The 25,049-nt window shown below is 47.2% G+C and carries 27 protein-coding genes and 1 pseudogene; 11 read left to right on the top strand and 17 right to left on the bottom strand.

Annotated elements, in window-relative coordinates:
- Positions 1 to 48 precede the first annotated feature (48 nt).
- Genes CKK19_RS10350 through arsC form a run of 3 tightly spaced genes read left to right on the top strand, consistent with a single transcriptional unit; the run spans position 49 to position 2,142 of the window.
- A complete protein-coding gene (locus tag CKK19_RS10350) occupies positions 49 to 369 on the top strand; it encodes a transcriptional regulator (RefSeq protein WP_000941305.1) in 321 nt (106 codons plus the stop codon).
- 45 nt (positions 370 to 414) lie between these two features.
- Complete coding sequence (locus CKK19_RS10345) at positions 415 to 1,704, top strand: arsenic transporter (protein WP_000922628.1); 1,290 nt, start codon at positions 415 to 417, stop codon at positions 1,702 to 1,704.
- A gap of 12 nt (positions 1,705 to 1,716) precedes the next feature.
- Positions 1,717 to 2,142, top strand: a complete 426-nt coding sequence (arsC, locus tag CKK19_RS10340; protein ID WP_000065802.1) for a glutaredoxin-dependent arsenate reductase — start codon at positions 1,717 to 1,719, stop codon at positions 2,140 to 2,142.
- Positions 2,143 to 2,201: 59 nt separating this feature from the next.
- Here arsC and CKK19_RS10335 read toward each other — a convergent pair whose 3' ends face one another.
- From CKK19_RS10335 to CKK19_RS10300, 8 genes are all read right to left on the bottom strand, one after another.
- Positions 2,202 to 3,029 carry a universal stress protein gene (locus CKK19_RS10335; RefSeq protein ID WP_001066652.1) on the bottom strand — a complete coding sequence of 276 codons (828 nt, stop codon included), beginning with the start codon at positions 3,027 to 3,029 and terminating at the stop codon, positions 2,202 to 2,204.
- An 18-nt stretch (positions 3,030 to 3,047) separates the two neighbouring features.
- Complete coding sequence (locus tag CKK19_RS10330; RefSeq protein ID WP_000927306.1) at positions 3,048 to 4,526, bottom strand: SulP family inorganic anion transporter; 1,479 nt, start codon at positions 4,524 to 4,526, stop codon at positions 3,048 to 3,050.
- A 491-nt stretch (positions 4,527 to 5,017) separates the two neighbouring features.
- Complete coding sequence (locus tag CKK19_RS10325) at positions 5,018 to 5,293, bottom strand: hypothetical protein (RefSeq protein WP_000864986.1); 276 nt, start codon at positions 5,291 to 5,293, stop codon at positions 5,018 to 5,020.
- Between the two features lie 140 nt (positions 5,294 to 5,433).
- Positions 5,434 to 5,631, bottom strand: a complete 198-nt coding sequence (locus CKK19_RS10320) for a hypothetical protein (RefSeq protein ID WP_001371914.1) — start codon at positions 5,629 to 5,631, stop codon at positions 5,434 to 5,436.
- Between the two features lie 986 nt (positions 5,632 to 6,617).
- Entirely contained in the window at positions 6,618 to 6,875 is a 258-nt protein-coding gene (locus CKK19_RS10315; RefSeq protein ID WP_000637193.1) for a hypothetical protein, read from the bottom strand.
- Between the two features lie 73 nt (positions 6,876 to 6,948).
- Positions 6,949 to 7,263, bottom strand: a complete 315-nt coding sequence (locus CKK19_RS10310) for a hypothetical protein (RefSeq protein WP_001005009.1) — start codon at positions 7,261 to 7,263, stop codon at positions 6,949 to 6,951.
- 47 nt (positions 7,264 to 7,310) lie between these two features.
- Positions 7,311 to 8,207: a hypothetical protein gene (locus CKK19_RS10305; RefSeq protein WP_000975181.1), complete on the bottom strand. Its 897-nt coding sequence runs from the start codon at positions 8,205 to 8,207 to the stop codon at positions 7,311 to 7,313.
- 2 nt (positions 8,208 to 8,209) lie between these two features.
- Entirely contained in the window at positions 8,210 to 8,725 is a 516-nt protein-coding gene (locus CKK19_RS10300; protein ID WP_031942328.1) for a thermonuclease family protein, read from the bottom strand.
- A gap of 214 nt (positions 8,726 to 8,939) precedes the next feature.
- Here CKK19_RS10300 and CKK19_RS10295 point away from each other — a divergent pair, with 214 nt between their 5' ends.
- Genes CKK19_RS10295 through CKK19_RS10285 form a run of 3 tightly spaced genes read left to right on the top strand, consistent with a single transcriptional unit; the run spans position 8,940 to position 11,937 of the window.
- Positions 8,940 to 10,367, top strand: coding sequence for a DNA cytosine methyltransferase (locus tag CKK19_RS10295; protein WP_000833382.1), 1,428 nt, complete (start codon positions 8,940 to 8,942; stop codon positions 10,365 to 10,367).
- A gap of 60 nt (positions 10,368 to 10,427) precedes the next feature.
- Positions 10,428 to 10,595 (top strand): hypothetical protein, encoded by a 168-nt coding sequence (locus CKK19_RS10290; protein ID WP_000220758.1) that lies wholly within the window; start codon positions 10,428 to 10,430, stop codon positions 10,593 to 10,595.
- 22 nt (positions 10,596 to 10,617) lie between these two features.
- The gene (locus tag CKK19_RS10285) at positions 10,618 to 11,937 is read left to right on the top strand and encodes a DUF1173 family protein (protein ID WP_000078514.1); all 1,320 of its coding nucleotides are present in this window, start codon (positions 10,618 to 10,620) and stop codon (positions 11,935 to 11,937) included.
- A gap of 279 nt (positions 11,938 to 12,216) precedes the next feature.
- On the opposite strand, the gene CKK19_RS10280 is transcribed toward CKK19_RS10285, so the two are convergent.
- Both CKK19_RS10280 and CKK19_RS10275 read right to left on the bottom strand, forming a co-directional pair.
- Positions 12,217 to 13,422: a hypothetical protein gene (locus CKK19_RS10280; protein ID WP_001572381.1), complete on the bottom strand. Its 1,206-nt coding sequence runs from the start codon at positions 13,420 to 13,422 to the stop codon at positions 12,217 to 12,219.
- Positions 13,419 to 14,237, bottom strand: coding sequence for a DUF4942 domain-containing protein (locus tag CKK19_RS10275; protein WP_044704764.1), 819 nt, complete (start codon positions 14,235 to 14,237; stop codon positions 13,419 to 13,421). The genes CKK19_RS10280 and CKK19_RS10275 overlap by 4 nt, the downstream gene beginning before the upstream one ends.
- A 204-nt stretch (positions 14,238 to 14,441) precedes the next feature.
- Between CKK19_RS10275 and CKK19_RS10270 the strand changes: the two genes are divergently transcribed.
- A complete protein-coding gene (locus tag CKK19_RS10270; protein ID WP_001572379.1) occupies positions 14,442 to 14,609 on the top strand; it encodes a hypothetical protein in 168 nt (55 codons plus the stop codon).
- 93 nt (positions 14,610 to 14,702) lie between these two features.
- On the opposite strand, the gene rcnR is transcribed toward CKK19_RS10270, so the two are convergent.
- Positions 14,703 to 14,975, bottom strand: coding sequence for a Ni(II)/Co(II)-binding transcriptional repressor RcnR (gene rcnR / locus CKK19_RS10265; RefSeq protein ID WP_000019951.1), 273 nt, complete (start codon positions 14,973 to 14,975; stop codon positions 14,703 to 14,705).
- Positions 14,976 to 15,097: 122 nt separating this feature from the next.
- Here rcnR and CKK19_RS10260 point away from each other — a divergent pair, with 122 nt between their 5' ends.
- Positions 15,098 to 16,213, top strand: a complete 1,116-nt coding sequence (locus CKK19_RS10260; RefSeq protein ID WP_001572377.1) for a nickel/cobalt efflux protein RcnA — start codon at positions 15,098 to 15,100, stop codon at positions 16,211 to 16,213.
- 257 nt (positions 16,214 to 16,470) lie between these two features.
- Here CKK19_RS10260 and CKK19_RS10255 read toward each other — a convergent pair whose 3' ends face one another.
- Together CKK19_RS10255 and pcoS are read right to left on the bottom strand one after the other, a co-directional pair.
- Positions 16,471 to 16,905 (bottom strand): hypothetical protein, encoded by a 435-nt coding sequence (locus CKK19_RS10255; protein ID WP_000723070.1) that lies wholly within the window; start codon positions 16,903 to 16,905, stop codon positions 16,471 to 16,473.
- Between the two features lie 217 nt (positions 16,906 to 17,122).
- Positions 17,123 to 18,469 (bottom strand): copper resistance membrane spanning protein PcoS, encoded by a 1,347-nt coding sequence (pcoS, locus tag CKK19_RS10250; RefSeq protein ID WP_225455114.1) that lies wholly within the window; start codon positions 18,467 to 18,469, stop codon positions 17,123 to 17,125.
- 38 nt (positions 18,470 to 18,507) lie between these two features.
- On the opposite strand from pcoS, the gene CKK19_RS10245 reads away from it, so the two are divergent.
- Together CKK19_RS10245 and CKK19_RS10240 are read left to right on the top strand one after the other, a co-directional pair.
- A complete protein-coding gene (locus tag CKK19_RS10245) occupies positions 18,508 to 19,476 on the top strand; it encodes an IS5-like element IS903B family transposase (protein WP_072196614.1) in 969 nt (322 codons plus the stop codon).
- A gap of 188 nt (positions 19,477 to 19,664) precedes the next feature.
- Complete coding sequence (locus CKK19_RS10240; protein WP_225455113.1) at positions 19,665 to 20,081, top strand: phosphoethanolamine transferase domain-containing protein; 417 nt, start codon at positions 19,665 to 19,667, stop codon at positions 20,079 to 20,081.
- Here CKK19_RS10240 and CKK19_RS10235 read toward each other — a convergent pair.
- Positions 20,075 to 20,772, bottom strand: a protein-coding gene (locus tag CKK19_RS10235; protein WP_095033700.1) for an IS1-like element IS1B family transposase whose coding sequence is annotated in 2 segments (ribosomal slippage) — positions 20,075 to 20,523 and positions 20,523 to 20,772 — 699 coding nt in all. Because the reading frame shifts where the segments join, the coding sequence is not laid out codon by codon here. The two genes, CKK19_RS10240 and CKK19_RS10235, sit on opposite strands and share 7 nt — an antisense overlap.
- A gap of 61 nt (positions 20,773 to 20,833) precedes the next feature.
- Here CKK19_RS10235 and CKK19_RS10230 point away from each other — a divergent pair.
- Positions 20,834 to 21,997: pseudogene (locus CKK19_RS10230) on the top strand (Tn3 family transposase); the annotation flags it as partial.
- A 157-nt stretch (positions 21,998 to 22,154) separates the two neighbouring features.
- Here CKK19_RS10230 and CKK19_RS10225 read toward each other — a convergent pair.
- The 3 genes from CKK19_RS10225 to CKK19_RS10215 form a co-directional block, all read right to left on the bottom strand.
- Positions 22,155 to 22,406 (bottom strand): hypothetical protein, encoded by a 252-nt coding sequence (locus CKK19_RS10225; RefSeq protein ID WP_044704902.1) that lies wholly within the window; start codon positions 22,404 to 22,406, stop codon positions 22,155 to 22,157.
- Positions 22,407 to 22,967: 561 nt separating this feature from the next.
- Positions 22,968 to 23,597: a helix-turn-helix transcriptional regulator gene (locus tag CKK19_RS10220; RefSeq protein WP_024266332.1), complete on the bottom strand. Its 630-nt coding sequence runs from the start codon at positions 23,595 to 23,597 to the stop codon at positions 22,968 to 22,970.
- A gap of 463 nt (positions 23,598 to 24,060) precedes the next feature.
- Complete coding sequence (locus CKK19_RS10215) at positions 24,061 to 24,936, bottom strand: extended-spectrum class A beta-lactamase CTX-M-9 (protein ID WP_032489926.1); 876 nt, start codon at positions 24,934 to 24,936, stop codon at positions 24,061 to 24,063.
- Positions 24,937 to 25,049: the final 113 nt, after the last annotated feature.

The raw sequence follows: 25,049 nt of genomic DNA, 5'->3' as shown, positions 1-25,049 counted from the left end.
TCACATATGAAATACCATATGTATTGTTATTTTTTTACGAGGTTAAGCATGCTACAGCCTGTTCAGCTTTTTAAACTGCTCGCCGACGAGACCCGTTCAACTATCGTGATGCTTCTCAGGGAGTCCGGTGAAATGTGCGTCTGTGACATCTGTGCGGCAACCGCAGAGTCTCAGCCAAAAATTTCTCGCCATATGGCCCTTTTACGTGAAGCCGAGCTGGTCATCGACCGTCGCGAAGGAAAATGGGTGCATTACCGACTGTCGCCACACATGCCAGCATGGGCTGCGGGTATTATTGATACAGCCTGGAACTGTGAACGAGAAAACATACGCAACAAGCTCAGTAGCGTGGCATCTGTCTCCTGCTGATGGCGATATATATATCCGAATAAACAAATGTGAATGGAGTTTCTGATGTTACTGGCTGGTGCTATCTTTTTATTCACGCTCGTCCTGGTTATCTGGCAACCCAGAGGGCTGGGGATTGGCTGGAGTGCCTCACTGGGCGCAATTCTGGCATTGCTGACTGGCGTCGTTCATCTGGGGGATATTCCGGTGGTCTGGCAGATAGTGTGGAATGCGACCGCCACCTTTATCGCCGTGATCATCATCAGTCTTCTGCTCGACGAATCCGGCTTCTTTGAATGGGCCGCGCTGCACGTTGCCCGTTGGGGGAATGGCCGGGGGCGGCTGCTCTTCACCTGGATCGTCCTGCTTGGTGCGATGGTTGCGGCACTGTTTGCCAACGACGGTGCGGCACTGATCCTGACACCTATCGTTATCGCGATGCTGCTGGCGCTGGGATTCAGCCGGGGAGCAACCTTAGCGTTTATCATGGCCGCAGGGTTTATCGCTGACACGGCAAGCCTGCCACTGATTGTCTCAAACCTGGTGAATATCGTCTCGGCGGATTTCTTTAAGCTTGGTTTCTCAGAATATGCCGCCGTGATGGTCCCGGTTAACCTGGCCGCGATTGCGGCTACGCTGGTGATGCTGCATCTGTTTTTCCGTAAGGACATTCCCGCCGTTTACGACGTTTCTCTGTTGAAAGAACCGAAAGACGCTATACGTGATGTGAATACCTTTAAAACCGGCTGGCTGGTTCTGGTGTTGCTTCTGGTGGGATTCTTCGGACTGGAGCCGCTGGGCGTACCGGTCAGTTTGGTCGCAGCCGCTGGTGCATTGCTTCTGTTTGCTGTTGCGAAAAAAGGGCATGCCATTAACACCGGTAAGGTGCTGCGTGGTGCGCCCTGGCAAATCGTTATCTTCTCGCTGGGGATGTACCTGGTGGTCTACGGCTTACGAAATGCCGGTCTGACCCACTATCTCTCTTCCTTGCTGAATCAGCTGGCAGAGCAGGGATTGTGGGCGGCAACGCTGGGTACGGGCTTCCTGACGGCCTTCCTGTCATCAGTGATGAACAATATGCCGACCGTGCTGGTCGGGGCGCTGTCGATTGATGGCAGCACAGCGACCGGTGTTATCAAAGAAGCGATGATTTACGCCAACGTCATCGGCAGCGACCTGGGGCCAAAAATTACCCCTATCGGCAGTCTGGCAACGTTACTGTGGCTGCACGTTCTGTCGCAGAAAAATATCAAAATTACCTGGGGATATTACTTCCGGGTGGGCATTGTCATGACAATCCCCGTGCTGTTTGTCACGCTTGCAGCACTGGCGCTTCGTCTGTCTTTCACTTTGTAATGAGATACTGATATGAGCAACATTACCATTTATCACAACCCGGCCTGCGGCACGTCACGCAATACCCTTGAAATGATCCGCAACAGCGGTACAGAGCCGACCGTTATTCATTATCTTGAAACCCCACCATCACGAGCTGAGCTGGTAAAACTCATTGCGGATATGGGGATCACGGTACGAGCGCTGCTGCGTAAGAATGTCGAACCTTTTGAAGCGTTAGGGCTGGCGGAAGACCGCTTTACTGACGAGCAGTTAATCGATTTTATGTTGCAGCACCCTGTTCTGATCAATCGCCCTATCGTGGTAACGCCGCTGGGTACCCGGCTATGCCGCCCTTCTGAAGTCGTGCTGGATATTCTTCCCGATGCGCAGAAAAGCGCGTTCACGAAAGAGGACGGTGAGAAGGTAGTTGATGAAAAAGGTAACCGGCTGAACTAAACGTGTTCTTGTGACGAAGGGCGAGAGAACTCGCCCTTTTTTATTTAAGATAATCAGTGCTAACGGAGGATAAGAAGCGGTTGTTGCGTCTTTTGCAGCATTTCGGAGGTATGACTACCGATAAAGAACTGCCGCAACCTGGAATGACCGTAGGCCCCCATCACTATCAGATCGACAGCATTTTCCTCGGCGTAACGAATAAGCGCGTCCCCGACTGATTGCCCGGTAAGATGTGTTGTGCTGTTTTCTATATCCGCGTCACGTAAAATTTGCTGTGCGGTCAGCAGCTCTTCCTTCTTACCGTTTACCATGACAAGGTGGCACTCCAGCCCCCTGAGTAAGGGACTCATCGTCAGACGTTCCAGGTTACTCCTGCTTTCTTCACTGCCATCATAAGCCAGCATGACTCTGGAAGGCACTGAGTAGTTCTCCGGAACAACCAGTAGGGGTTTCTTTTGCAGACGAATAACGCTTTCCAGATGAGAGCCTACCGGATGCTGGCTACCCCGACGCCCCAGCACCATGAGACGAAGGTCGCTCAGCTCTGCCAGAACTTCATCCGGTGTACCGTGTTTTTGCATCAAAAGCACATCCGGGCTTCCCTGTTTTTGAAGCAGTTCAGCACAACTTTCCAGTATTGCTTTCCCCTGGGCCATCAGCAGGCGATTACGTTGCCCTTCAATTTCTACCAGCTCATCGGTCAGCAATTGCTGACTGTCTATGCCGAGAGTGCCGGTCAGGTCTGACACTACCGGGGTGCTGTCTTTTTCGATAACGTGCAACAGTGCTAGCTGTGATTGCAAAGTGCGGGCTGCCCACGCCGCATATTCACACACTGACCGCGTTGAAAGTGAACCGTCCACACAGGCTGTAACAGTATTATTCATAGTTTTCCCTCCAGTCTGTTAATGACCGCCCATCAGTTTTTCGACTTCTTCAGGTTTATCGTGAACACCAAACCGGTCAACGATGGTGCGGGTGGCTTCATTCATCCCACGTATTTCAACCCCGGCGCCCTCTCTACGGAACTTAATGACCACCTTATCCAGGGCGCTGACGGACGTGATGTCCCAGAAATGGGCATGTGAAACGTCTATCACCACATTCTCAATCGCTTCACGGAAATCAAAGTGGCTCGTAAAGCGGTCTGCTGATGCAAAGAATACCTGGCCGGTGACGGTATACGTCCGGCTCGTCCCCTCCAGAACTGAGGTTACACGCATGAACCGGGATACTTTAGTGGCAAAATTGAGCGAAGCAATCAGTACACCGGTCAGCACACCGAAGGCCAGATTATGTGTTGCCACCACAACCGCGACGGTGGCAAGCATGACCACGCTGGTTGAAAGGGGGTGTGTCCGCAGGTTGGCAATGGAGCGCCAGGAGAATGTCCCGATGGAAACCATAATCATCACCGCGACCAGCGCTGCCATCGGAATTTGGGAGACCCAGTTGCGCAGGAACACAATCAGGCAAAGCAGCACCACGCCCGCCGTGAGGGTTGAAAGTCGTCCGCGTCCACCGGATTTTACGTTGATAACAGATTGCCCAATCATCGCGCAGCCTGCCATTCCTCCGATAAAGGATGTGCAGATGTTCGCGATGCCCTGAGCTTTGCACTCCCTGTTTTTGTCGCTTGGCGTGTCGGTCATGTCATCCACGATAGTGGCGGTCATCATCGACTCAAGCAGGCCAACCACCGCAAGCCCCGCAGAATATGGCAGGATGATGAGCAGCGTCTGAAGATTTAAAGGCACGTCCGGGAGCAGGAAGACCGGCAGACTGTCGGGAAGTTTCCCCATATCCCCGACGGTTCGCACATCCAGATGCAGCCACATGGCAATCCCAGTCAGCACCACGATGCACACAAGCGGTGAAGGAATGGTTTTGTTGATATAAGGGAAGAGATAGATGATCCCCAGCCCTGCCGCAGTCATGGCATAAACATGCCATGTCACATTGGTCAGCTCAGGCAACTGGGCCATAAAAATCAGTATTGCCAGTGCATTAACAAACCCCGTGACCACTGAGCGTGAAACAAAACGCATCAGCCCGCCAAGCTTCAGATATCCGGCTATCAGCTGGAATACCCCGGTCAGTATGGAGGCAGCCAGTAAATACTGTAAGCCATGATCTTTCACCAGCGTCACCATCAGGAGAGCCATTGCACCGGTGGAGGACGAAATCATCGCCGGACGTCCGCCAAAGAAGGCCATAACGAGAGGAATACAGAACGCCGAGTAGAGGCCCACCTGGGGATCAACACCGGCGATAATGGAAAAGGCGATCGCTTCTGGAATGAGTGCGAGCGCGACAACAATACCGGCCAGAACGTCACCACGGACGTTACCCAGCCAGTCCTTACGCGTCGAGGACAGCAACATAGTAATTTCTCAGTTTTTAGATACAGTCAGCCCTGGAGGGCTACATTTTTACGTACGGTAAAGCACATCCGCAGACGGGATGTTATTGAGTGCGTGCTGAGGCTTGCTCAGTACGACAGAGGAAGGAAAAACTCAGGGTGGCGTAATACGCATAGCGGTTGTCAGATTCTCCATAGCGGATGTGTATATATTGTCGGCTCTGTTGTCAGGAAGAACTTACAGAACACGTCGCGTTTGAACATGAAACACTTCAAAGCAGCCCAATACTACAAATAAAGCGAATACGGGGTCAACCCAACAAGGTACTCAAACGAAGAGGTTAAGATGCGATTTTTATCCAGGAATTCAATATTATCAAAGGACATTTGAACTTTGCCCCACCCCGGACATCTCTACTTAGCTTTGACATAAGTTATTGATTCATATGTGGTTATTTTTTAACATTTACGTTTCACGTACTGATAGATTGCCTTTGAAGCCAACGCTGACCGTCATTCATCTTGATCAGGAATTTGGGCATCTTCTAAAAACACCTTTGTACGGTAATCATCTTTCCAGCCTAACCAAACTGAATCTTCACCACCGGAAGAAACAACTTTACGGTTTCCTGTGAGATTATCAGCCTGTTCTAAGCATATTGACTGCATATCAATGAGCAAATCAGCTTCTGCGACTTCCGTGCCGCCGATCGTTTCATAGCCGGAAATCAGAACAATTGCCTCAGGGTCTCTTTCGTTCAGCATGGCGATCAACTCTTTCACTTTCATTTTAAGATACCAGTAGTTTATTTGTGTGCATTGCTGATGGATTTTATAGTGCTGCCGACCTTTTTCAAGGTGCTTCCGTTGCTTCCAACGATCATGCTAACGACCTTGTTGTCTGACCTGGTATTGCCGTGGTCATCCTTTTAGAGAAATGCTCCAAAGATCAACATGGCGGCATAGGTTTTCCAGCTTGACCAATCAATCGTGGAACCAAGCAACAGATAGAATGCCAGGGCTACCAGCCCCAGCTTTACTACTAGCGCGATTATTATGGTGAAGATAGACTCATCGCGTTCGCCTTTAAGTATTTTATACCGCGTAATTAAACTGTCGTTTTTCATGTAGCATCCGTTATAGTTATTAAAGTCCTGCATTAGAAGTTGTTATTTGCCGAAGTTACCTTGTATGAGTTAACTGTGGATCCAAAAATACAAAATATAAGCTGTGCCAATTGAAAGGATTAGAAAAGCACAGTTACTAATAAAATCTACTAATGCTTGTAGCTTCTTTATTCTCACAATTGCTGGACCGTGTTCAGTAGAGGTACTACTCAGCCCTTTTGTTCTGGCACTCTCTGCTTTTCTGAAAAAATTGTAATGCAATCCTGACCGCAAGCAAAACCATGCCAAACCAGTCGTTATTACGATATTTATGTAGAAAGCATATTGAATCATTTGTTCAGTTTCGAAGCTTTCCATTGAAAACCCTTTGTTGAAATGTTGAATAAAATTATTTTTAGTAAATGTAAGCAATAAATAGAACGAATATTAATAGTGAAAGATGCAATGCCAACATCTGCTTATGATGCCTTATGAGGATTTCTTCCTTCGCATTCATTAAATCGTACATCTCATCAATATTTTTATTGCTGGTATATTCGAGACGTTCATCACGAAGTAATTTGAACTTTACCAATACGACAAGTGATTTAATAATAAAGCTCGTAAGCATAACAGTTATAGACAAAAATAAAAAATAGGCCAAATTCATATATCACTCCATGGAGATTAATAGAAAAATTTATAATAAGTAATCTCATAGAGCATTACTTGAATCTTCTTCCCATACTAAGGACTCACCGAGAAACTTAGTTAAAGATGATTTGGCATACTGTGGTTCGGAAAAAAAACGTGGGAACCAGCCGTCAAAGCTTTGGGTACCATTGTGACGATTTTCAGGCGAGACTGATAAGCGGTACCCGTCTTCGTAAGGTGAAATGCTAAATGTGTATCCATCATCTGTCTTTGAGATCAGCGTTTTGCATGTCATATGACTGTTTGCTCACAAAGTTACTTTTCTAAGATATCGAAAAGTGTGGATTAGATCATCATTCAGATAGTCTTTTCATCACAAACTTTCCTGCCCACATTATCACAATTATAAAGGTAATAAAACCGATCTGCTCCCAACGTAAATTGGTTTGCTGTTCGGAATCATCCAAATGAATTGCATAAATGTAACATCCGAAGGTAAGCGTGAGTGGAACAACAAGCATCCCTACCTTTTTAGTAATATTTCCAATAAACCACCAATAAAGAACCCAGGAAATAATAGAAGAATAAAAAATTGCTTCTGAAACTATCATATGTAACCTCTTGAATTAGTCGATGCTGTGGGTAAATAAACCCGGACCGTCAAATGATGCAATTGCAAAATATTTAGTAACCATGAATCCTTCGGTTATCTATTTCAGCCATGTATGCAGTAGGCTTTTTTAAGAGATAGATTGGTGAAACGACATTCGTTTTGACTTTATAAGCCAGAATGAAAACACCTGCGGAGCTTGCCATAAGTACCGCAAGAAGAATAGATACCGTTAACTCCTTTGGTGTTTGTATCACCGAAAGAAGAAACAATGCGCTTATGGCTGCAAAAATCCAGCAATATAATGATGCATCCATAAAACCAGCTACAACACTCGATCCAAAAAAAAACCAAAATAAACTTATTAAGATTACTGAGTTTTCATTCATGTCTGTTCCTTGTTATTACTAATTATATTATGCTTTATAGTTGACCGTCAGACTACCCACGGGTTTTGACGAACAAAGTCACGCACTCCATTTATACATGCTTTTGAGATGACTTCAAAATAAGGATGGTTTGATGGAATCATATTCCCGGTATTATCAAGAAGCATAATAGTCCCTAAAGACCGAACCAGTTGATATTCATTGAGCTTACGCTTTAGCAAAGTTTGCAATCTATAAATTGTCTCACCGGAACTGTTACCTTCGATACCTACAACAGAGACCGTACAGTTCACTTCCTGATTATCAGATTGATAATCGAACCAGTAATTTTCGTTGCAATTTCCTTTTTGCGCATGCTCAATTTTGCCAGGCCATTTTACCCATAAAGAAGAGTTGTTTTTAGATCGTAAGATCTGCTTCAGCGTTTCCAATGGATTTTTTTCATCAACCTCAGACCAGGCCGAAATAAATTCTTTCTGCATTGCCTTAGGGTCTATAACGGCAATGAAATCAAATTCCTCTTTATTGATAGAGTTGGCTCGATCTTTGAGATAAAACAGACCGAGTTTATATCCCTTTTCACTTTTCCAGTTTGCTCCCACAGGCTGATAGTCTGTATTTATAAACGGTTTGAAAGTGTGAGTGTCGGGAGAAAAAATTACTGAGGGTGCCAGCACCCGGCCTCGGTATCGTATTGGATTTACAAATATTTTTTCCCCGTCACATAACATTTCAATAATTGCTTTTGTCACAACTACTGAAATAGAAGGTCTACATGTATTTTGATTTATTTCCCCGAGGTGCGCCAAACTTCCATCCTCACTCTTCAACACCTTTGTAAGGCAAGTCGGGCAATACTGTTGATCTCTATAATAAACAGGCATGGTTAGACGACCGGAATCGTTTAGTACCAACTGAAGTAACGGATGAGGCTCTTTCATCATGGTTATTTCTTCCCTTTCACCTTTCTGGGCTTTTCGTTTGCCTGTCTCCACTGCCATGGTGGGACAGGGTTGGTGTCTGCCCATAACCCTTTTGCCTCCTTTTGTGCTGCGGATTCATATTTGATATAGCCAGGGACAATGGCGTTATCTTCGAACCGATAAACCCACGCATATCCACTGTCCACCATAGAGGCATTGATATCATATCCATCTAACCAGATGGTACCTAACATACGGCCATAGATATCCGTACCATGGTCTATCACGGTAACGATTTTAGTTGCTATAGCTGTGGTTAAGGCCTGTTTTGCTTTTTGGCCAAAAGCCTGTTTAGATTCAGGAGCGTCTATACCATACATCCGTATTTTGATGGTTGTGTTTTGAGCATCCAACGCAGTTATGGTGTCACCGTCAACAATCTTAACCACCTTTGCCTCAAAAGTTGTTGAGTTCCCCCAGGACGCCACTGGGAATACAACAATCATGATGGGCAAAAGTAACTTTGTTAAAAAAAACATCATTTCACCTTGATTTGTTGAGTACAGACATGTATCCACAAGCCTATTTACAGGCAGTATTTTAACAAGTCATTATTTCATGGGCGGGCTTAAAACCAATCTTTTTGCAACTTAAAGGCAGAATAATCACAATAAATTTAGAACCTGAACCAAAAAATAATCCAAATTAAGCGTGTTAATCTATCTCAAAGATATTATTCCTGAGAGAGTTTGGATGAAACGTTACACTCATGATCTTGAGACAGACCTGAATGATGTGGATAAAACACCATCTCTGATCCACAAAACTTTGTTAACAGCTTCGACCATTTATGACCTGAAATATCTGGCTCAGGTATTAAATGATGAAAATGGCAGTAATTGGTCCCGTGCATCCCTTAAACGTCAGGTTACATGCATACCTGAGCATTGTGAGCTGAGTATCGCAGATGGACGCTATCTACAGACTTTAATACCTTCACGACCTGCTGATTATGAGGACAGGCACTTTAGCTTTATCGATCTGTTTGCAGGGATAGGTGGACTGCGAAGCGGATTTGATGCCATCGGTGGTAAATGTCTTTTCACGAGCGAATGGAATACTTATTCCAGCCGTACTTACCGGGCGAACTGGTATTGCGATGAGAACGAGCACCGCTTCAATTCAGACATCCGTGACATCACTCTTAGCAACCGGCCCGAGGTTACTGATGACGAGGCATACAAATTTATCGATGCCTCTATCCCGGATCATGATGTTCTTCTTGCGGGATTTCCATGCCAGCCATTCAGCATCGCCGGTGTCAGTAAAAAGAACTCTATGGGTCGCAAACACGGTTTCGAGTGCGACACTCAGGGTACGCTCTTCTTTGATGTGGCCAGGATCATCCGGGCAAAACAACCTGCAATTTTTGTTCTGGAAAACGTAAAAAATCTGAAGAGTCACGATAAGGGTAATACCTTTAACATCATCATGAAAACGCTCGATGAGCTTGGCTACGACGTCGCAAACAGCGAAAGCACGGGCGCGGATGATCCTAAAGTCATCGATGGCCGTCATTTCCGACCCCAGCACCGTGAACGTATCGTCCTTATTGGTTTTCGCCGCGACCTACGTCTGAAAGACGGTTTTACTCTGAGAGACATTAAAGACTTTTATCCGGACAAGCGCCCTTCTCTCTCAGATTTACTGGATCCGAGCGTAGATAGTAAATACATCCTCTCCCCTAAACTCTGGGAGTACTTATACAACTATGCAAAGAAACATGCGGCAAAAGGCAATGGTTTTGGTTTTGGACTAGTAGATCCTTCCAATGTTAATAGTGTCACCAGAACCCTCTCAAGCCGCTATATGAAAGACGGATCTGAAATTCTTATTGATCGGGGCTGGTCTCATGAACTGGGAGAAACTGATTTCCATAACACATACAACATGGACCGTCGGCCACGCATGCTAACGCCACGTGAATGCAGCAGGCTAATGGGCTTCGATAAACCCGGGGAAAGTGTTTTCCGTATCCCTGTGTCCAATACACAGGCTTACAGACAGTTTGGGAACTCCGTGGTCGTTGATGTCTTTGCGGCCGTCGCCAAACTGCTGAAGTCACGAATTGAATTTGCAGCCTCCCAGCGCTTGCGGCAGTTTTACGACGAAGTCAGCTGACCTGAGCTCCTTCATCAATTTAAATGCTTAAGATTGTTGTAATAATGTCAGAGGTCAACCATGACGTATTTCGAATCAGCTGAAGGTGAGACGGTATCTAAAGAACGAGCATTACAAGAACTGTCCAGGCATTGCGTTCCCGAAACAGATTTCGAAGAATTCTTTAGCGACATGGGCGTAAAGGAACAGTATGACGCTCAGGAAGTGTTGCTCTGGTTGGGATATTAAACTTCCTGTTTAGGAGACTACTATGAGCCAAAAATTCGCAGTGATGATTGCTTACGACGACGATCCAAACGTCAAAAGGTATTCACCTGACTTTCAAACGCAGGATGAGTTTGCTAAAGGGTGGCAGTCGGCTCTTAAAAAGGCACACCACACCTCAGGTCAAAAATCAGTCATCACCTGCGGATGTCGTGGAAAAGGAGAAAAGCGACTTTATGTTCGTGCTTTACCGAACGGTGATGCCTTTATTCTCGTCAAAGCCGCTAACACGGGCATTGAGCATGATCCTTCCTGTGTATTCTTCTCCCTTGATGCCCGGCATACCGGCCTGAAAGGATATGCGAGTGGTGTGGTCCGGATTACAACCGAAGGTGATATGGCTGTAAGGCTCGGTATCGGTATGACAGAGAAAGATCCTCCTGAAAAATCAGAAGTGCCTCCCCTGCCCCATGTTCAGCGACCAGAAGGAGGTCAGGCCTCAATGACCCTCCTGGGCTTGCTTAGTCTTTTGTGGACAGAGTCTGGTCTGAATGTCTGGTACCCGAAAATGGCAGGGAAACGTAACGATTCACTGGTACGGTATCGTCTGCTTGAAACCGCTAAACAAATTCGTACCGGCAGAGCCTGCATAGGTGACCATTTATTCATTGGTGTACCTGACCCGAAACAACCTGTCGCTCAGTCGCAAATTCAGCGTCTTTCATCACAGGCGATGAGTGATAAACGTCTCATGCTCCTGTCAGTTTTACCTCGCTACGATGCTGAAAAGCATGAGAAGCCACTTAAATTTTTACCCCTGCGGAATTTTGGGGGGCTACCGCTGATTTTTTTCAATTCAGAAGTCCATTGGGATAGCGTAAAGAAACGATTTTCATCGGAGTACGCAGCATGGAAATCCGGGGCGAAAATAGTTGTCTTTGCGTTGACGTCACCAGCTGCGGTAACCGGCAGAGGCCCTTCTGTAAGAGCTCATCAAATTGTGCTGATGCACGTTAGCGAGAACTGGATACCTCTGGACTCCTCCTATGAGGCGGTTGTTGCAGAAAAGCTGGATGCAGAGCACCGGCAGTACGTTAAGCCCATGCGTTATGATGCGAGTATTAGTGAGGTGTTCCCTGACTTCTACCTGCTCGACACAAAAAGCGATAAGCCGTTCCCGATGGAAGTATTTGGTATGGCCACTCCTGCTTATCTGGCCCGAAAGCAACTCAAAAAAGATTATTACAACCGTGAATATGGGCCTTATGGATGGTGGCACTGGGATGCGACCACAGCATCTGAAACTATGGTGCTGCCTCATTTTCCAGAATCACGCAAACCTCTTTCAACTGACACACCTGCTTAAAATGGAGAAAAAATGTCCTACATGCTTTCGCTAAGCGAACAGACAAAACTGAACGCTTTCCTGTCAGGGATCCTAGATGATTACAAGACTGGGGTTATCACTCAGATACAAGCTGTTGGTAGAATCGGTAACGTGTTTTCTGCTCTGGAAAGTGGAGACTCAAAAAAGGTAGTGCATTTGTTGACTGAAGGACGAAAACTCCTGCGGACGGGCTGAATGTCCGCAGAAGTTCTTATGTGCCAGGGGATGCAGAGAAGTGTATCAACCTGGCTTCATTTATCATGATGTTTTTCTGCTACGCGGCTGTTTTGACTTTCCAGTACCTCCCCCTGCCATTGCACCAGTTAATGTATCAATGGTGCCTTTCAGGGATTCTGAGATTGTTTTCTCCGCCTCCAGGGTAGCTTCCAGCTTCATTACTTTGGCCTGGAGCGTTTTGAGTTCATTGCTTTGTTCAGCCACTTCCGCTTCATAGCCCTGGCTGACCAAAGTTACTTTATTCAGGTCGGCGCTCAGCGACTCGTTTAGTTTATGGAGTTCAGTAAGCTCGGCATTCACCGCCACCAGGTCACCCTCTTTCCCGGACAGTGCACTTTTCAGCTCAGTACAAAGGTTCTGTGCAGCAATCAATTCCTGTTCAAACCTGTCCCTCTCTGCCTTTGTATCTGACACAGTCTGACTTAACTGGTCGCATTGTCTGGAAAGACCGGCGTTATCAGAACGCTGCGTGTTGATCTCTTCGTTCAGCTTTTTTTGATATTCAAGGTGACCAGCGATCTCTGTTTTACGTTCAGCCAGTTGCTGGGAGAGTGAGTCATTTGACTGCTGTGCGAGGCTCAATTCATGCCGTGTGCTATCTAACTGGTGATGGCAGGTTTCGAGTTCTGCTTCGGCAACATTCAGCCTTGTTTCTAACTCCTTGACGGTACTGTCCCGGATCTCTAATCGACCCTGTAGTGCCTGATTCTCAAGTTTCAGCTCATCCATATCGGTAGCGCTTTGCTCAAGCCGCTGTAACAGCTGCGTTACCTCCTCCTCCAGCTGCATGCTACGTGCTTCAGCTTTTTTAACACTATCATTCTGTATTGCGGTATAGCTTCTACGGTAGTGCCAGGTGATGTACGAGATAATATCGCCGAGTGCAACCTTTACCTCATCGGGTATATCCAGGTAACGGGCCTCTTCAGGAACCTCTTTAACATACTTCTGGTACTCCGCGAACATCTCCTGTGACCTTGCAAACGAGCCGCCAACAGCGTTTCTGAGCCAGTGAACTTTGAAGCTCAGATCGATATTTTCCGGGTTAATTTCTTTCTCTTTGCACAGACGTTCGATTGCATTGAAGTAATCGATCATCGCGATAGATGAGTACCTTGAACGACCCATTTCCTTTGATTTTTCAGTGGATTCGCTGCGGATGTCATTCTGCACCTCTGGCGGGGTAGCATCGTTCAGGCTTTTTTCTTTATCATTTTCAATCATCATTTTTTTCCTGCGGCCGGAAGCTGGTTTGCAAAATATATGCTGATAAGATCGTTCAGAGCATTCAGAAGCGAGATACTGTCGATGCAAATATGAACGTTTCCATTCTCAAACAGGCGACACCGCCAGCCATTCTCATCACTGAACTCGCCTGTGAATTCTGTATTTCTCATGGCCGTCAGCCTGTCGACCATACTCAGCCCACCGCCGGTTGCAGGTGTTGGAGTATCAGAACAGATGCATACAATATTCTCAAAGTCGCGTAAACAAAAGTGATTGTCCTGCGAGAAACCGTTGTACCTCAGCACGTTCACACCAGGAAAAATCCCCCGAAGAACAAGCTTTTTTGGCATTGTATATTGCCTGGCATTGCTTTTGAAACTTCGGTCAAGCTTGTTGAGAACATCAACGAAACCTTCTGCAAGGGTGTCTCGTCTGTTAGCCAGTGCATGCTGTAATGTTCCCTTAACAATCTCCAGGGAAGCGACGGGCGGATCCGTACGAAGGGATTCGTTAAAGGCTTCTTTTTGCTTATGGTTCCAGTACCGGTCCATACCTGTTTCTTCAAAGAGCCTTTTCCACGTTTTACGGTCAATTTCCTTACGCCCCTCCTCGATGGTGCGATCCAGTGACGACGGAAGACCAAATGCGTTGGGCTGCATAATTCTGCTGGTGAAGAGAGAGAGACCGCACAGTTCCGACGCTTCCGAGATTAACCGCATCCCTTCTTCGAATTTCTGCATGGCCATATCCCGGGCGCTGATGAGCTGCCCTGTCCGGCTCGCCGGTACTGGCTCAGAACCCTGGTTTTGAGTCATTTTACACTCCATTTTGGTATGTCAGAACATTTTGATTTGAGCAAAGGTAGGTGTACACAGACATTAAAGTTGTCTCCTTTAACATGAAAAAGACTTTAAAGTTGTCTACTTCTTCAGATAGACCTACTTAACAGGATACTAAGTAGGTCATCTCCTTTCTCGCGTAGCATCTCTCGACGTTCACAGCAGAGGACACGTTTCAAAATGTCATCCAAAATTTTTTTCCATTATCTGACGTTGGGTGATTTTGATGGTCAGCGAGTAGAGGCTTTAACAATGTGGGTTGCCCTGAGCAAAGTAAGGGAAGTAGATGTACCAGAAATGTACGCGTTGCCTTGCATGAAGGGGGGCATCTTAAAGCTCATTGATTAAACAAACTCACTATGCCGCTACAAACAGCCCAAAACCGTCACTTGATAACGTGTTATTTAGATAAATTAATGCTCAGGGCTTTTAGCCAAACTGTCACTTGATGTAAGAATCCAGAACCTTCAGCACAACGTCCAGGTCTTCTTCTCGTTTCTGTTCTTCACTTTCATGAACAATATGTTCAGTCAAATGTCCTTTAATCACTTCACGCAATAAACCATTCACGGCACCACGTATGGCGGCTATTTGTTGCAGTACAGCGGCACATTCGTGAGGTTCATCAAGCATTTTTTTCAGCGCAGCAACCTGCCCCTGGATCTTGCTTGTACGTGCTTTCAGTTTTTGTTTATCGCGGATGGTATGTGACATGTGGGCTCTCACTCTCCTGGATATTTTATGTAACTATACCAGCGTTATTCTACTGGGGGGTAGTATATTTTACTGGGGGGGAGTAGAATCCGGCCTACACTTAATAACCAAGAATGATTCTCATGAACGAATTTACGACACTTCTTCAGCAAGGCAACGCATGGTTTTTCATCCCCAGCGCCATTCTGCTTGGCGCGCTTCATGGACTGGAGCCCGGGCACTCCAAAACAATGATGGCAGCATTCATCATTGCTATAAAAGGCACCGTACGTCAGGCCGTGATGCTGGGTGTCGCGGCAACATTGTCGCACACTGCAGTCGTATGGCTGATTGCTTTTGGAGGGATGTATATCAGTAATAAATTTACCGCAGAATCAGCCGAACCCTGGCTACAGATGGTCTCTTCAGTGATCATCCTTGGTACGGCTTTTTGGATGTTCTGGCGAACCTGGAGCGGTGAGAAAAACTGGCTGGAGGGAATGCAGGAGAATGAACATCATCACCATGACGAAACAAGGTTGATCGATACTGGCCATGGAAAAGTTGAACTGTCCATTTTTGAAGAAGGACAACTTCCCCACTGGCGGCTACGCACTCTTAGTGGCCAAAGATGGGCTTCTGAAGATATCTCATTAACCACACTTCGGGAAAACAGTACGATCTCTCAGACTTTTGAATTTGTTGATCATGGTGATTATCTGGAGTCAACATCTCCCATCCCTGAGCCTCACAGTTTCAACGTACGTCTGTCTCTGGGACATCGTGGTCATGTCCATGACTATGATGTGGCGTTCGCTGAACACGACCATGACCATGACCACTCTGAGCTTGATGGGCTGGATGTGAATTCGAAAGAGTATCAGGACGCTCACGAACTGGCTCATGCCAATGACATAAAACGCCGCTTCGACGGGAAAGAAGTAACCAACGGGCAAATCCTGATATTTGGACTGACAGGAGGGCTTATCCCTTGCCCGGCAGCTATAACTGTATTGTTGATCTGCCTTCAGCTTAAAGCGCTTACGCTGGGTGCCACACTGGTTGTTTGTTTCAGTATCGGCCTGGCATTGACCCTCGTAACGGTTGGAGTGGGTGCGGCGATCAGCGTTCGTCAGGTCGCCAAACGCTGGAGTGGCTTCAATACCATCGCCAGAAGAGCCCCCTATATTTCAAGCGCCCTGATTGCTGCTGTTGGGATTTACATGGGTATACATGGCTGGAATGGGCTGGTGCATTAACACCGGTACTGATGACACACACTCTGGGTACTTACAAAGTACATCCTAAGCGCCACCGTTGAGGTTATGAGCAGAAAAACCCGGAATATAAAGCTGCTCTTTCCGGGACTTGTTGCTGAGGCAGGGATTAAGTAACTGATTAAATCCATTCCCATAAGACTCAATGATAAATGAAAGAATAAAAAAAACGCTCCCGGACGGGAGCGTAAGCCAGTGACTTCGGCGTCAAATGAGGGTCTAACAAGTGGAGCTGCGGGTTAATTCTGGGTGATCTGGCTGCGATGCTTTTCAGCCTGCTGCTGATGAATAACGGAAGACTGACCATTATTCGCCTTCTCGTGCACAACAGCGGCTTTTTCATGCTCGTTCATTTCTGAAAATGACGTTGCTGATTCGTTGGTGGCCCCTGGTTTGCCTTTCATCATTTTTTTATGCATCTCCGCCATGTCCTGGTGGGCAGAAGCGTTGCCGTTTTGCATCATTTCATGGGACATTGCAGCCTGATCGTGTCCGCTCATATCCATCATTGTCATACTGTCTCCCTGAACAGCGCTTTTTTCAGAGGTTGACTGCATCTGATGGGCGGGTGCCTGGGCATTATTTACCTGGTCATGCATGTTCATTGTCTCTGCAGCCATGGCGGATGAAGCGACAGCCATAATGGCAACAAATGATACAAGGATCTTTTTCATGGTTGGGTCTCCGGTGTTTTCATACCCAAACAATCAACGGCTTATAACAGAGAAAGCATTTGATCTCAGGGCGGGTTATTCATCACTCCAGGAACCAGGCGATTGCGTTATCTCGCTGCTCCTGATTTATGAATGATTATAAAAAACCGCCTCTGTTTATCGCGTGACTGAATGATGACATTTTTGTCACCTTCAATATTTCTTCTGAATAACGGTATTAACTTCTTAACAGACGCACACTGAACACAATTTCCCGCCCCTGCTGTACTGCTGACAGCTCGCCGCCGTGAGCATGAATGATCGACCTCGTAATTGACAATCCCAGCCCCGCGCCTTCCGTGTTATGGACCCTTGATGAGTCTGCGCGATAGAACCGGTCAAACAAACGTTCCAGATTAGCGGGAACCGGGCCAGACATCGTATTTGTAATCATCACGTTCACACAGTCGCTGTCACGCTCAAGGTGTATCGCTGTACAGGTGTTATCGGGAGAATACTTGATTGCATTGGAAAGCAGGTTACTGAAAGCACGTCGCAGCATATCGCTGTCTCCGGCAACAACGCCCTCTCCTTCAACGGTGATTGTCTTTCCTGTTTCGTCTGCCAGAGGCTCGAACAGCTCACGTAATTCATTCAGTTCGGCGGCCAGATCCACATCATGTTTATCCAGCTGCAGCAGACCATGCTCTGAACGTGCCAGAAAAAGCATATCACTGGTCATTCGTGACAACCTTTTCAGTTCTTCCAGGTAAGCGAATAAGATTTCGCGGTAATGCGAAACATCCCTTTCCTTAGCCAGTGCAAACTGCGTCTGCATCATCAGATTACTGACCGCTGTGCGCAGCTCATGCGCGATGTCAGACGAGAAATCTGACAGTTTCCGGAATGACCCCTCCAGGCGATCGAACATGTTATTGAACTCCTGCATGGTCTCAGAAATTTCCGGCGGAGCCAAATCGGGATTAAGACGCTGATCCAGGCTGTGTACGGTCATGGAGGAAGCCAGACTGGTCATTTCCCGTAGCGGTTTCAGACCAATACGTGTGGTCAGCCAGCCCAGAAAAACAGAAATAAAGACCAGACCGATATTGAACCAGAACAGCCAGGTACTGAGCTTATCCATAAACAGGGTGTGATACCCAGTATCCGTGGCAACCGTAATGATGACATGTTTGCTTTTACCCTGTTCCGGCGTCACGGCAACCCGCCGCGAGATACTGCGGTACACGGTGTTATTTTCTTCCGTCTGGATCATATAGTCGAGAATATCACCCGACTTATTAAGCAGGACCGCTGGAACAACAGAATTTTTGGCATAGAGTTCAACAATTTTTTCATTTTCCATGTTTTTTATAGAAATGAATAAACCATTGTGCCCTACCATCGCATCGTTTATTTTTTCTGATAATGACTTAATATCCGTTTTGTTCCGGAACGTCTCTGTTTTAAGAAACTCTTCGGTGAGCTGAAGTTTACCTGTCAGAAAATCGCGGTCCTGATTATCGAAATAGCCATTAAGGGTGCTAATCAGGATAAAACTTGATAACCACCATACCGTAAGCATCACCGCGGCTTTGTTGAATAAATCGAACTTTTGCTGAGTTGAAGGATCAGATCACGCATCTTCCCGACAACGCAGACCGTTCCGTGGCAAAGCAAAAGTTCAAAATCACCAACTGGCCCACCTACAATAAAGCCCTCATCAACCGTGGCTCCATAACTTTCTGGCTGGATGATGAAGCTATTCAGGCCTGGTATGAGTCGGCAGCGCCTTCTTCACGAGGCAGACCTCAGCGCTATTCTGACCTTGCCATCACGACTGTGCTGGTCATTAAACGCGTATTCAGGCTGACCCTGCGCGCTGCGCAGGGCTTTATTGATTCCATTTTTTCTCTGATGAACGTTCCGCTACGCTGCCCGGATTACAGCTGTGTCAGCAGGCGGGCAAAGTCGGTTAATGTCAGTTTCAAAACGCCCACCCGGGGTGAAATCGCACACCTGGTAATTGATTCCACCGGGCTGAAGGTCTTCGGTGAAGGCGAGTGGAAAGTCAAAAAGCATGGCCAGGAACGCCGCCGTATCTGGCGTAAGCTGCATCTCGCCGTTGACAGTAAAACACATGAAATCATCTGCGCTGACCTGTCGCTGAACAACGTTACGGACTCAGAGGCCTTCCCCGGGTTAATCCGGCAAACCCACCGGAAAATCAGGTCAGCCGCCGCCGATGGCGCTTACGATACCCGGCTATGTCACGATGAACTGCGGCATAAGAAAATCAGCGCGCTTATCCCTCCCCGAAAAGGTGCGGGTTACTGGCCCGGTGAATATGCAGACCGTAACCGTGCAGTGGCTAATCAGCGAATGACCGGGAGTAATGCGCGGTGGAAATGGACAACAGATTACAACCGTCGCTCGATAGCGGAAACGGCGATGTACCGGGTAAAACAGCTGTTCGGGGGTTCACTGACGCTGCGTGACTACGATGGTCAGGTTGCGGAGGCTATGGCCCTGGTACGAGCGCTGAACAAAATGACGAAAGCAGGTATGCCTGAAAGCGTGCGTATTGCCTGAAAACACAACCCGCTACGGGGGAGACTTACCCGAAATCTGATTTATTCAACAAAGCCTCGTTAAGGTTAACCTAAGATTTCAGAATGATAATCTCTGCTTTGCAGCGAATAAGGCAATCATAATATTAGATTGAATTGTTGTAATTATCATCAATGTTTTTACTGGTTTACTATTTTCCGGAGGTGTTAATGCCTGTACTTTTCAGGGTGAAAGTTATTCCGCTGGTTTTACTTCTGGCAATGATCTTTGCGTTTTTACTTAACTGGCCAATATTGCTGCATTTTTACGAGATTTTGTCGCATTTAGAGCATGTCAAAATTGGTTTTGTCATTTCTATTCCCTTTGTTCTGGTTGCGGCGCTTAACGTTGTTTTTATGCCTTTCTCAGTTCGTTTTCTGCTGAAACCTTTCTTTGCTTTACTGTTTATCACTGGCTCACTGGTCAGTTATTCGACACTAAAATATAAAGTAATGTTTGATCAAACGATGATTCAAAACATTATTGAAACTAACCCCCAGGAAGCGCATTCCTATCTTAATGGCTCAATTATTATATGGTTCGTCTTTACCGGTATCCTTCCTGCGGTAATGACTCCAACTTATTGATAGTGTTTTATGTTCAGATAATGCCCGATGACTTTGTCATGCAGCTCCACCGATTTTGAGAACGACAGCGACTTCCGTCCCAGCCGTGCCAGGTGCTGCCTCAGATTCAGGTTATGCCGCTCAATTCGCTGCGTATATCGCTTGCTGATTACGTGCAGCTTTCCCTTCAGGCGGGATTCATACAGCGGCCAGCCATCCGTCATCCATATCACCACGTCAAAGGGTGACAGCAGGCTCATAAGACGCCCCAGCGTCGCCATAGTGCGTTCACCGAATACGTGCGCAACAACCGTCTTCCGGAGCCTGTCATACGCGTAAAACAGCCAGCGCTGGCGCGATTTAGCCCCGACGTATCCCCACTGTTCGTCCATTTCCGCGCAGACGATGACGTCACTGCCCGGCTGTATGCGCGAGGTTACCGACTGCGGCCTGAGTTTTTTAAATGGCGGAAAATCGTGTTGAGGCCAACGCCCATAATGCGGGCGGTTGCCCGGCATCCAACGCCATTCATGGCCATATCAATGATTTTCTGGTGCGTACCGGGTTGAGAAGCGGTGTAAGTGAACTGCAGTTGCCATGTTTTACGGCAGTGAGAGCAGAGATAGCGCTGATGTCCGGCAGTGCTTTTGCCGTTACGCACCACCCCGTCAGTAGCTGAACAGGAGGGACAGCTGATAGAAACAGAAGCCACTGGAGCACCTCAAAAACACCATCATACACTAAATCAGTAAGTTGGCAGCATCACCGAATATGACCTGTTGGCAATTCTGGTCGGCAATGCAACCAATCAAGGCATTTACGGCATGGCACAGATCTCTGATCGTACCTATGATCAGCTCAGCACTATCCAGGCGAACTATCTTCGCCTGGAAACATTGAATGCTGCTAACGACAACATCAATAACGCGACAGCCAAGCTACCCATCTTCCGGTACTACAACATCCAGGAAGATGTGATCCACGCCAGTGCCGATGGTCAAAAGTTCGAAGCCCGGCGCGAGACCTTCAAAACCCGTTATTCGTCGAAGTACTTTGGCACTCAAAAAGGTGTTTCTGCCATGACCTTGATCGCCAATCACGCTGCGATCAACGCCAGAGTGATCGGCGCCAACGAACATGAATCGCACTACATCTTTGATTTGTTGATGAGCAATACGTCAGACATCATTCCGGATGTGCTCTCAACCGATACCCATGGGGTGAACCATGTGAACTTCGCGTTACTGGATCTGTTCGGATACCAGTTTGCCCCACGCTATGCCCAGGTTGGCAAAGTGATCAATGACATGTTTGATGTCAAGGAAGACAAAGAACACCGAATTCAGCTGTGCTTAAAAAAGCCAATCAATACCCATCGTATTGCGCAGCACTGGGATACCATCCAACGGATTGCAGTATCACTTAAGCAGCGGAAAACAACGCAAGCCACCTTGGTGAGAAAGCTCTCGGAGTACAAGCGCAATCACCCGCTGCTGGAAGCCCTGACGGAATACAATCGCCTGGTGAAAGCGAATTATCTACTGTGCTACATCGATGATGCCAGTTTAAGAAACTATGTTCAGCGCGCGCTGAACCGGGGAGAGGCCTATCACCAACTGCGTCGGGCCGTGAGCAGCGTCAATGGGGATCAGTTCCGGGGCAGTTCAGACGAAGAAATCCAGCTATGGAATGAGTGCGCTCGCCTGGTCACCAATGCCATCGTTTACTTCAACTCCAGGATACTCAGCCAGCTGTTGACCAGCTTCGAATACCAAGGAGATACCAAGAGAATAGATATCGTCAAACAGGCATCCCCTGTGGCCTGGCACAACATTAACCTCAAGGGGACTTACCACTTCGAATTGAGCGAAAAATTGCCAGATCTGGAGGAGCTTATGCGCTCAATCGAGGGATATTTACCCGTCAGCGAAAAGTAATACCCCTCTGGAGGCCACGGACGGCGCGGCCTCCAGAGCACTTTGTCGTTTTTGGACGGAAAATCCCTAGAACCCCGATTATGACCGCTTCTGTAACGTCTCAGGCATCGCCAGCCACGGCGAAACCTACCGTGTCAGTGACAGCCAGGATTTCTGGTTAACCCCGAACGGCCGCTATCTCAGCCAGGCTGAGTACAGCAGTCCGGCAGATACGCTTCAGAAACTGACGGGCGTGGTCAGTGGTGAAGATCCTGACCAGGTGCGGAAGAACGCCGTCAGGGTAAGGGTGTTCCGCGTCGAGAGTGAAAACAGCCATAAAGGTGCGTGCCTGCCTGTGCGTGCCGTGGTCGAAAATGATATCCATAATAGCATCCATCATGATGCGCAACTCTTCAGCGTAAATAGTCATAGCGTTCTCGATACGGCAGCACAGTCAACCTTTATAGAAACCGGCGAAGTGGTTTCAATGGTGGTGGGGCCATTGAGAGTGATGGTAGCGACCTCATTAGCATTATTTACCGGAGCGTTCGCACGCCCCCTATTCCTGCTGCTTTGATATTGGTCTGATGGTTTACCGTCACGTTATTATCTCTGCCGGCACGTTCCCGACCAGGGTTAATACCGTCGGCTAACCAGCCTGAAGTATTAACGGTCAGATCGTTAAATTTATCGTTTTCGCTAATCAAATACAGACTCCCGTTTTTCAGCCCACCTGAAGCTCCCCCTGTCGCCCTGGTGGTAATAATTGCCTTATCGTACGTAGCGGGTAAAATCCTGACCGTTACCGTTTACAGAGCCGTAGTAATAAACTGCATAGTTCGCATTGAACGTATTCTCTTGCACGGGGCTGCAAACGCTAAAATCCGGCAACATGCGTATTCAACCGCTTTATGCATTAATATTTAACTGTAGGCCCTTCTCACGGCAAAGTGATAACAATGAAAAGGGCCATCAATCAGTTTAAAATCGCTTATAACGAATGTGAGAATCGGAAAAGGGTATTGATATCGGCCCCCATTTTCTTTTCCGCACGGCGCTTTGCAGCATAGATAGTACGAATATCGACATTGAGTTCATCAGCCAGTTGCAGACAACCGTCTCCGGAAATCAATGCGCTTAAGACAGCAAACTCCAGTTCAGAGAGTGACTCTCCGCCAAAGAAGGCGTCGCGCTGATAGATAAATCTCTTTTTTAACTTTTCACAGGCCAGCGTCAGCCGATCTTGCTGATAGATAACAAGAAAAATATCTTTAGAATGCTTAAACCAGTAATTAGCCAATGGTTTAAGGTATTTATCACAAACGATAACAATTTTTAATTTCGTTTCAATTAAATAATCTATCCAACGTTCGTTAGTAAAAAAGCGCAAATGGCTGATAGAAAAATCGACAAAAATACAGCCTAAATATAGATTATTATAATTTTGTTTGAGGAGCCCCTCCATAATCCCCAGAGAAAAATAGCCACTCCCTTCTGGCCAGGTACAAAAACAATAGTCCTGGCAAAACGAAACGCGCAATGAGGCATTTGGTTTTAATTCACATTGAGAAGGGCAACTCATACAGTTGATTCTTCCGTAATCATAAATTAGTGACTTCATTGTCCCCCTCCTTATCCATGATCGAATAATTTCACTGCCATAAAATGATGTCAATATTCTTTTGGAGGCCCAATAACTCTATTGGCCGGATTAAAACAATATTCTTACAAGCCATCCAAAGGGTGGAAAAACAACCATGCGGAAATAAAGAGGAAAAACAGTGGAAGAATAACTTCCGGCGGAAACAATGAGAAAACTGCGAATGTAAATCAGATAATTACAATAAAAAGAATGAGTCATGTGACTAATCACAATGAAGACTATTCAAAATAAAATAATTTACTTCCATTACTTTGCGGATTTGTTTTTTGGGGGAGGTAATACTTTTGACTTAAAAAGGTCTTAAGGCCATCGAAAAGAATGATATTAATAATCATACAAAAAGCTGAAGATGTATATCAAGAAAAGCTTTTACGGATATATAAATAGAAAGTGGGGCACCGTAGCGCCCCATTATTGAGAGTTACAGCCCTTCGGCGATGATTCTCGCCGCTGAAGCCAGCACATCGCGGCGGCTCTCTGCGTTCTGTTGCGGCTGGGTAAAATAGGTCACCAGAACCAGCGGCGCACGACCCTGCGGCCAGATCACCGCAATATCATTGGTGGTGCCGTAGTCGCCGCTGCCGGTCTTATCACCTGCAGTCCACGACGTCGGTAAGCCGGCCCGAATGCTGGCTGCGCCGGTCGTATTGCCTTTGAGCCACGTCACCAACTGCGCCCGCTGGGTTTCGCCCAGCGCATGACCCAGCGTAAGCTGACGCAACGTCTGTGCCATCGCCCGCGGCGTGGTGGTGTCTCTCGGGTCGCCGGGAATGGCGGTATTCAGCGTAGGTTCAGTGCGATCCAGACGAAACGTCTCATCGCCGATCGCGCGGGCAAAAGCCGTCACGCCTCCCGGGCCACCGAGCTGGGCAATCAATTTGTTCATGGCGGTATTGTCGCTGTACTGCAACGCGGCCGCGCTCAGCTCTGCCAGCGTCATTGTGCCGTTGACGTGTTTTTCGGCAATCGGATTGTAGTTAACCAGATCGGCAGGCTTGATCTCGACAGGCTGATTAAGCAGCTGCTTTTGCGTTTCACTCTGCTTAAGCACCGCCGCGGCCGCCATAACTTTACTGGTACTGCACATTGGAAAGCGTTCATCACCGCGATAAAGCACCTGCGTATTATCTGCGGTATCGATGAGCGCGACGCCCAGCCGCCCTCCGCTGCTTTTCTCCAGCGCCGCCAGCTTTTGCTGCACCGCACTCGTCTGCGCATAAAGCGGCGCGCTGCCCAGCAGCAGCGGAATGCACGCCGCCGCCGCGAACATCATCCGTTGCACTCTCTTTGTCACCATCTCAAACTCCCAATACGGTCAATCCGTGTTACATCAGTATTCATTAAAAGGTCGAACTGAAAAGCAAAACGCCGCGATTTTTCTGTCGCGCCTCGGGTATAGGAAGTATAAAC

This window comes from Enterobacter sp. CCUG 70166, from assembly GCF_020224095.1.
Lineage (GTDB): Bacteria > Pseudomonadota > Gammaproteobacteria > Enterobacterales > Enterobacteriaceae > Enterobacter > Enterobacter intestinihominis.
Note: the sequence above shows the minus strand (reverse complement) of the source record. Positions and strands in the feature narration are given on the sequence as shown.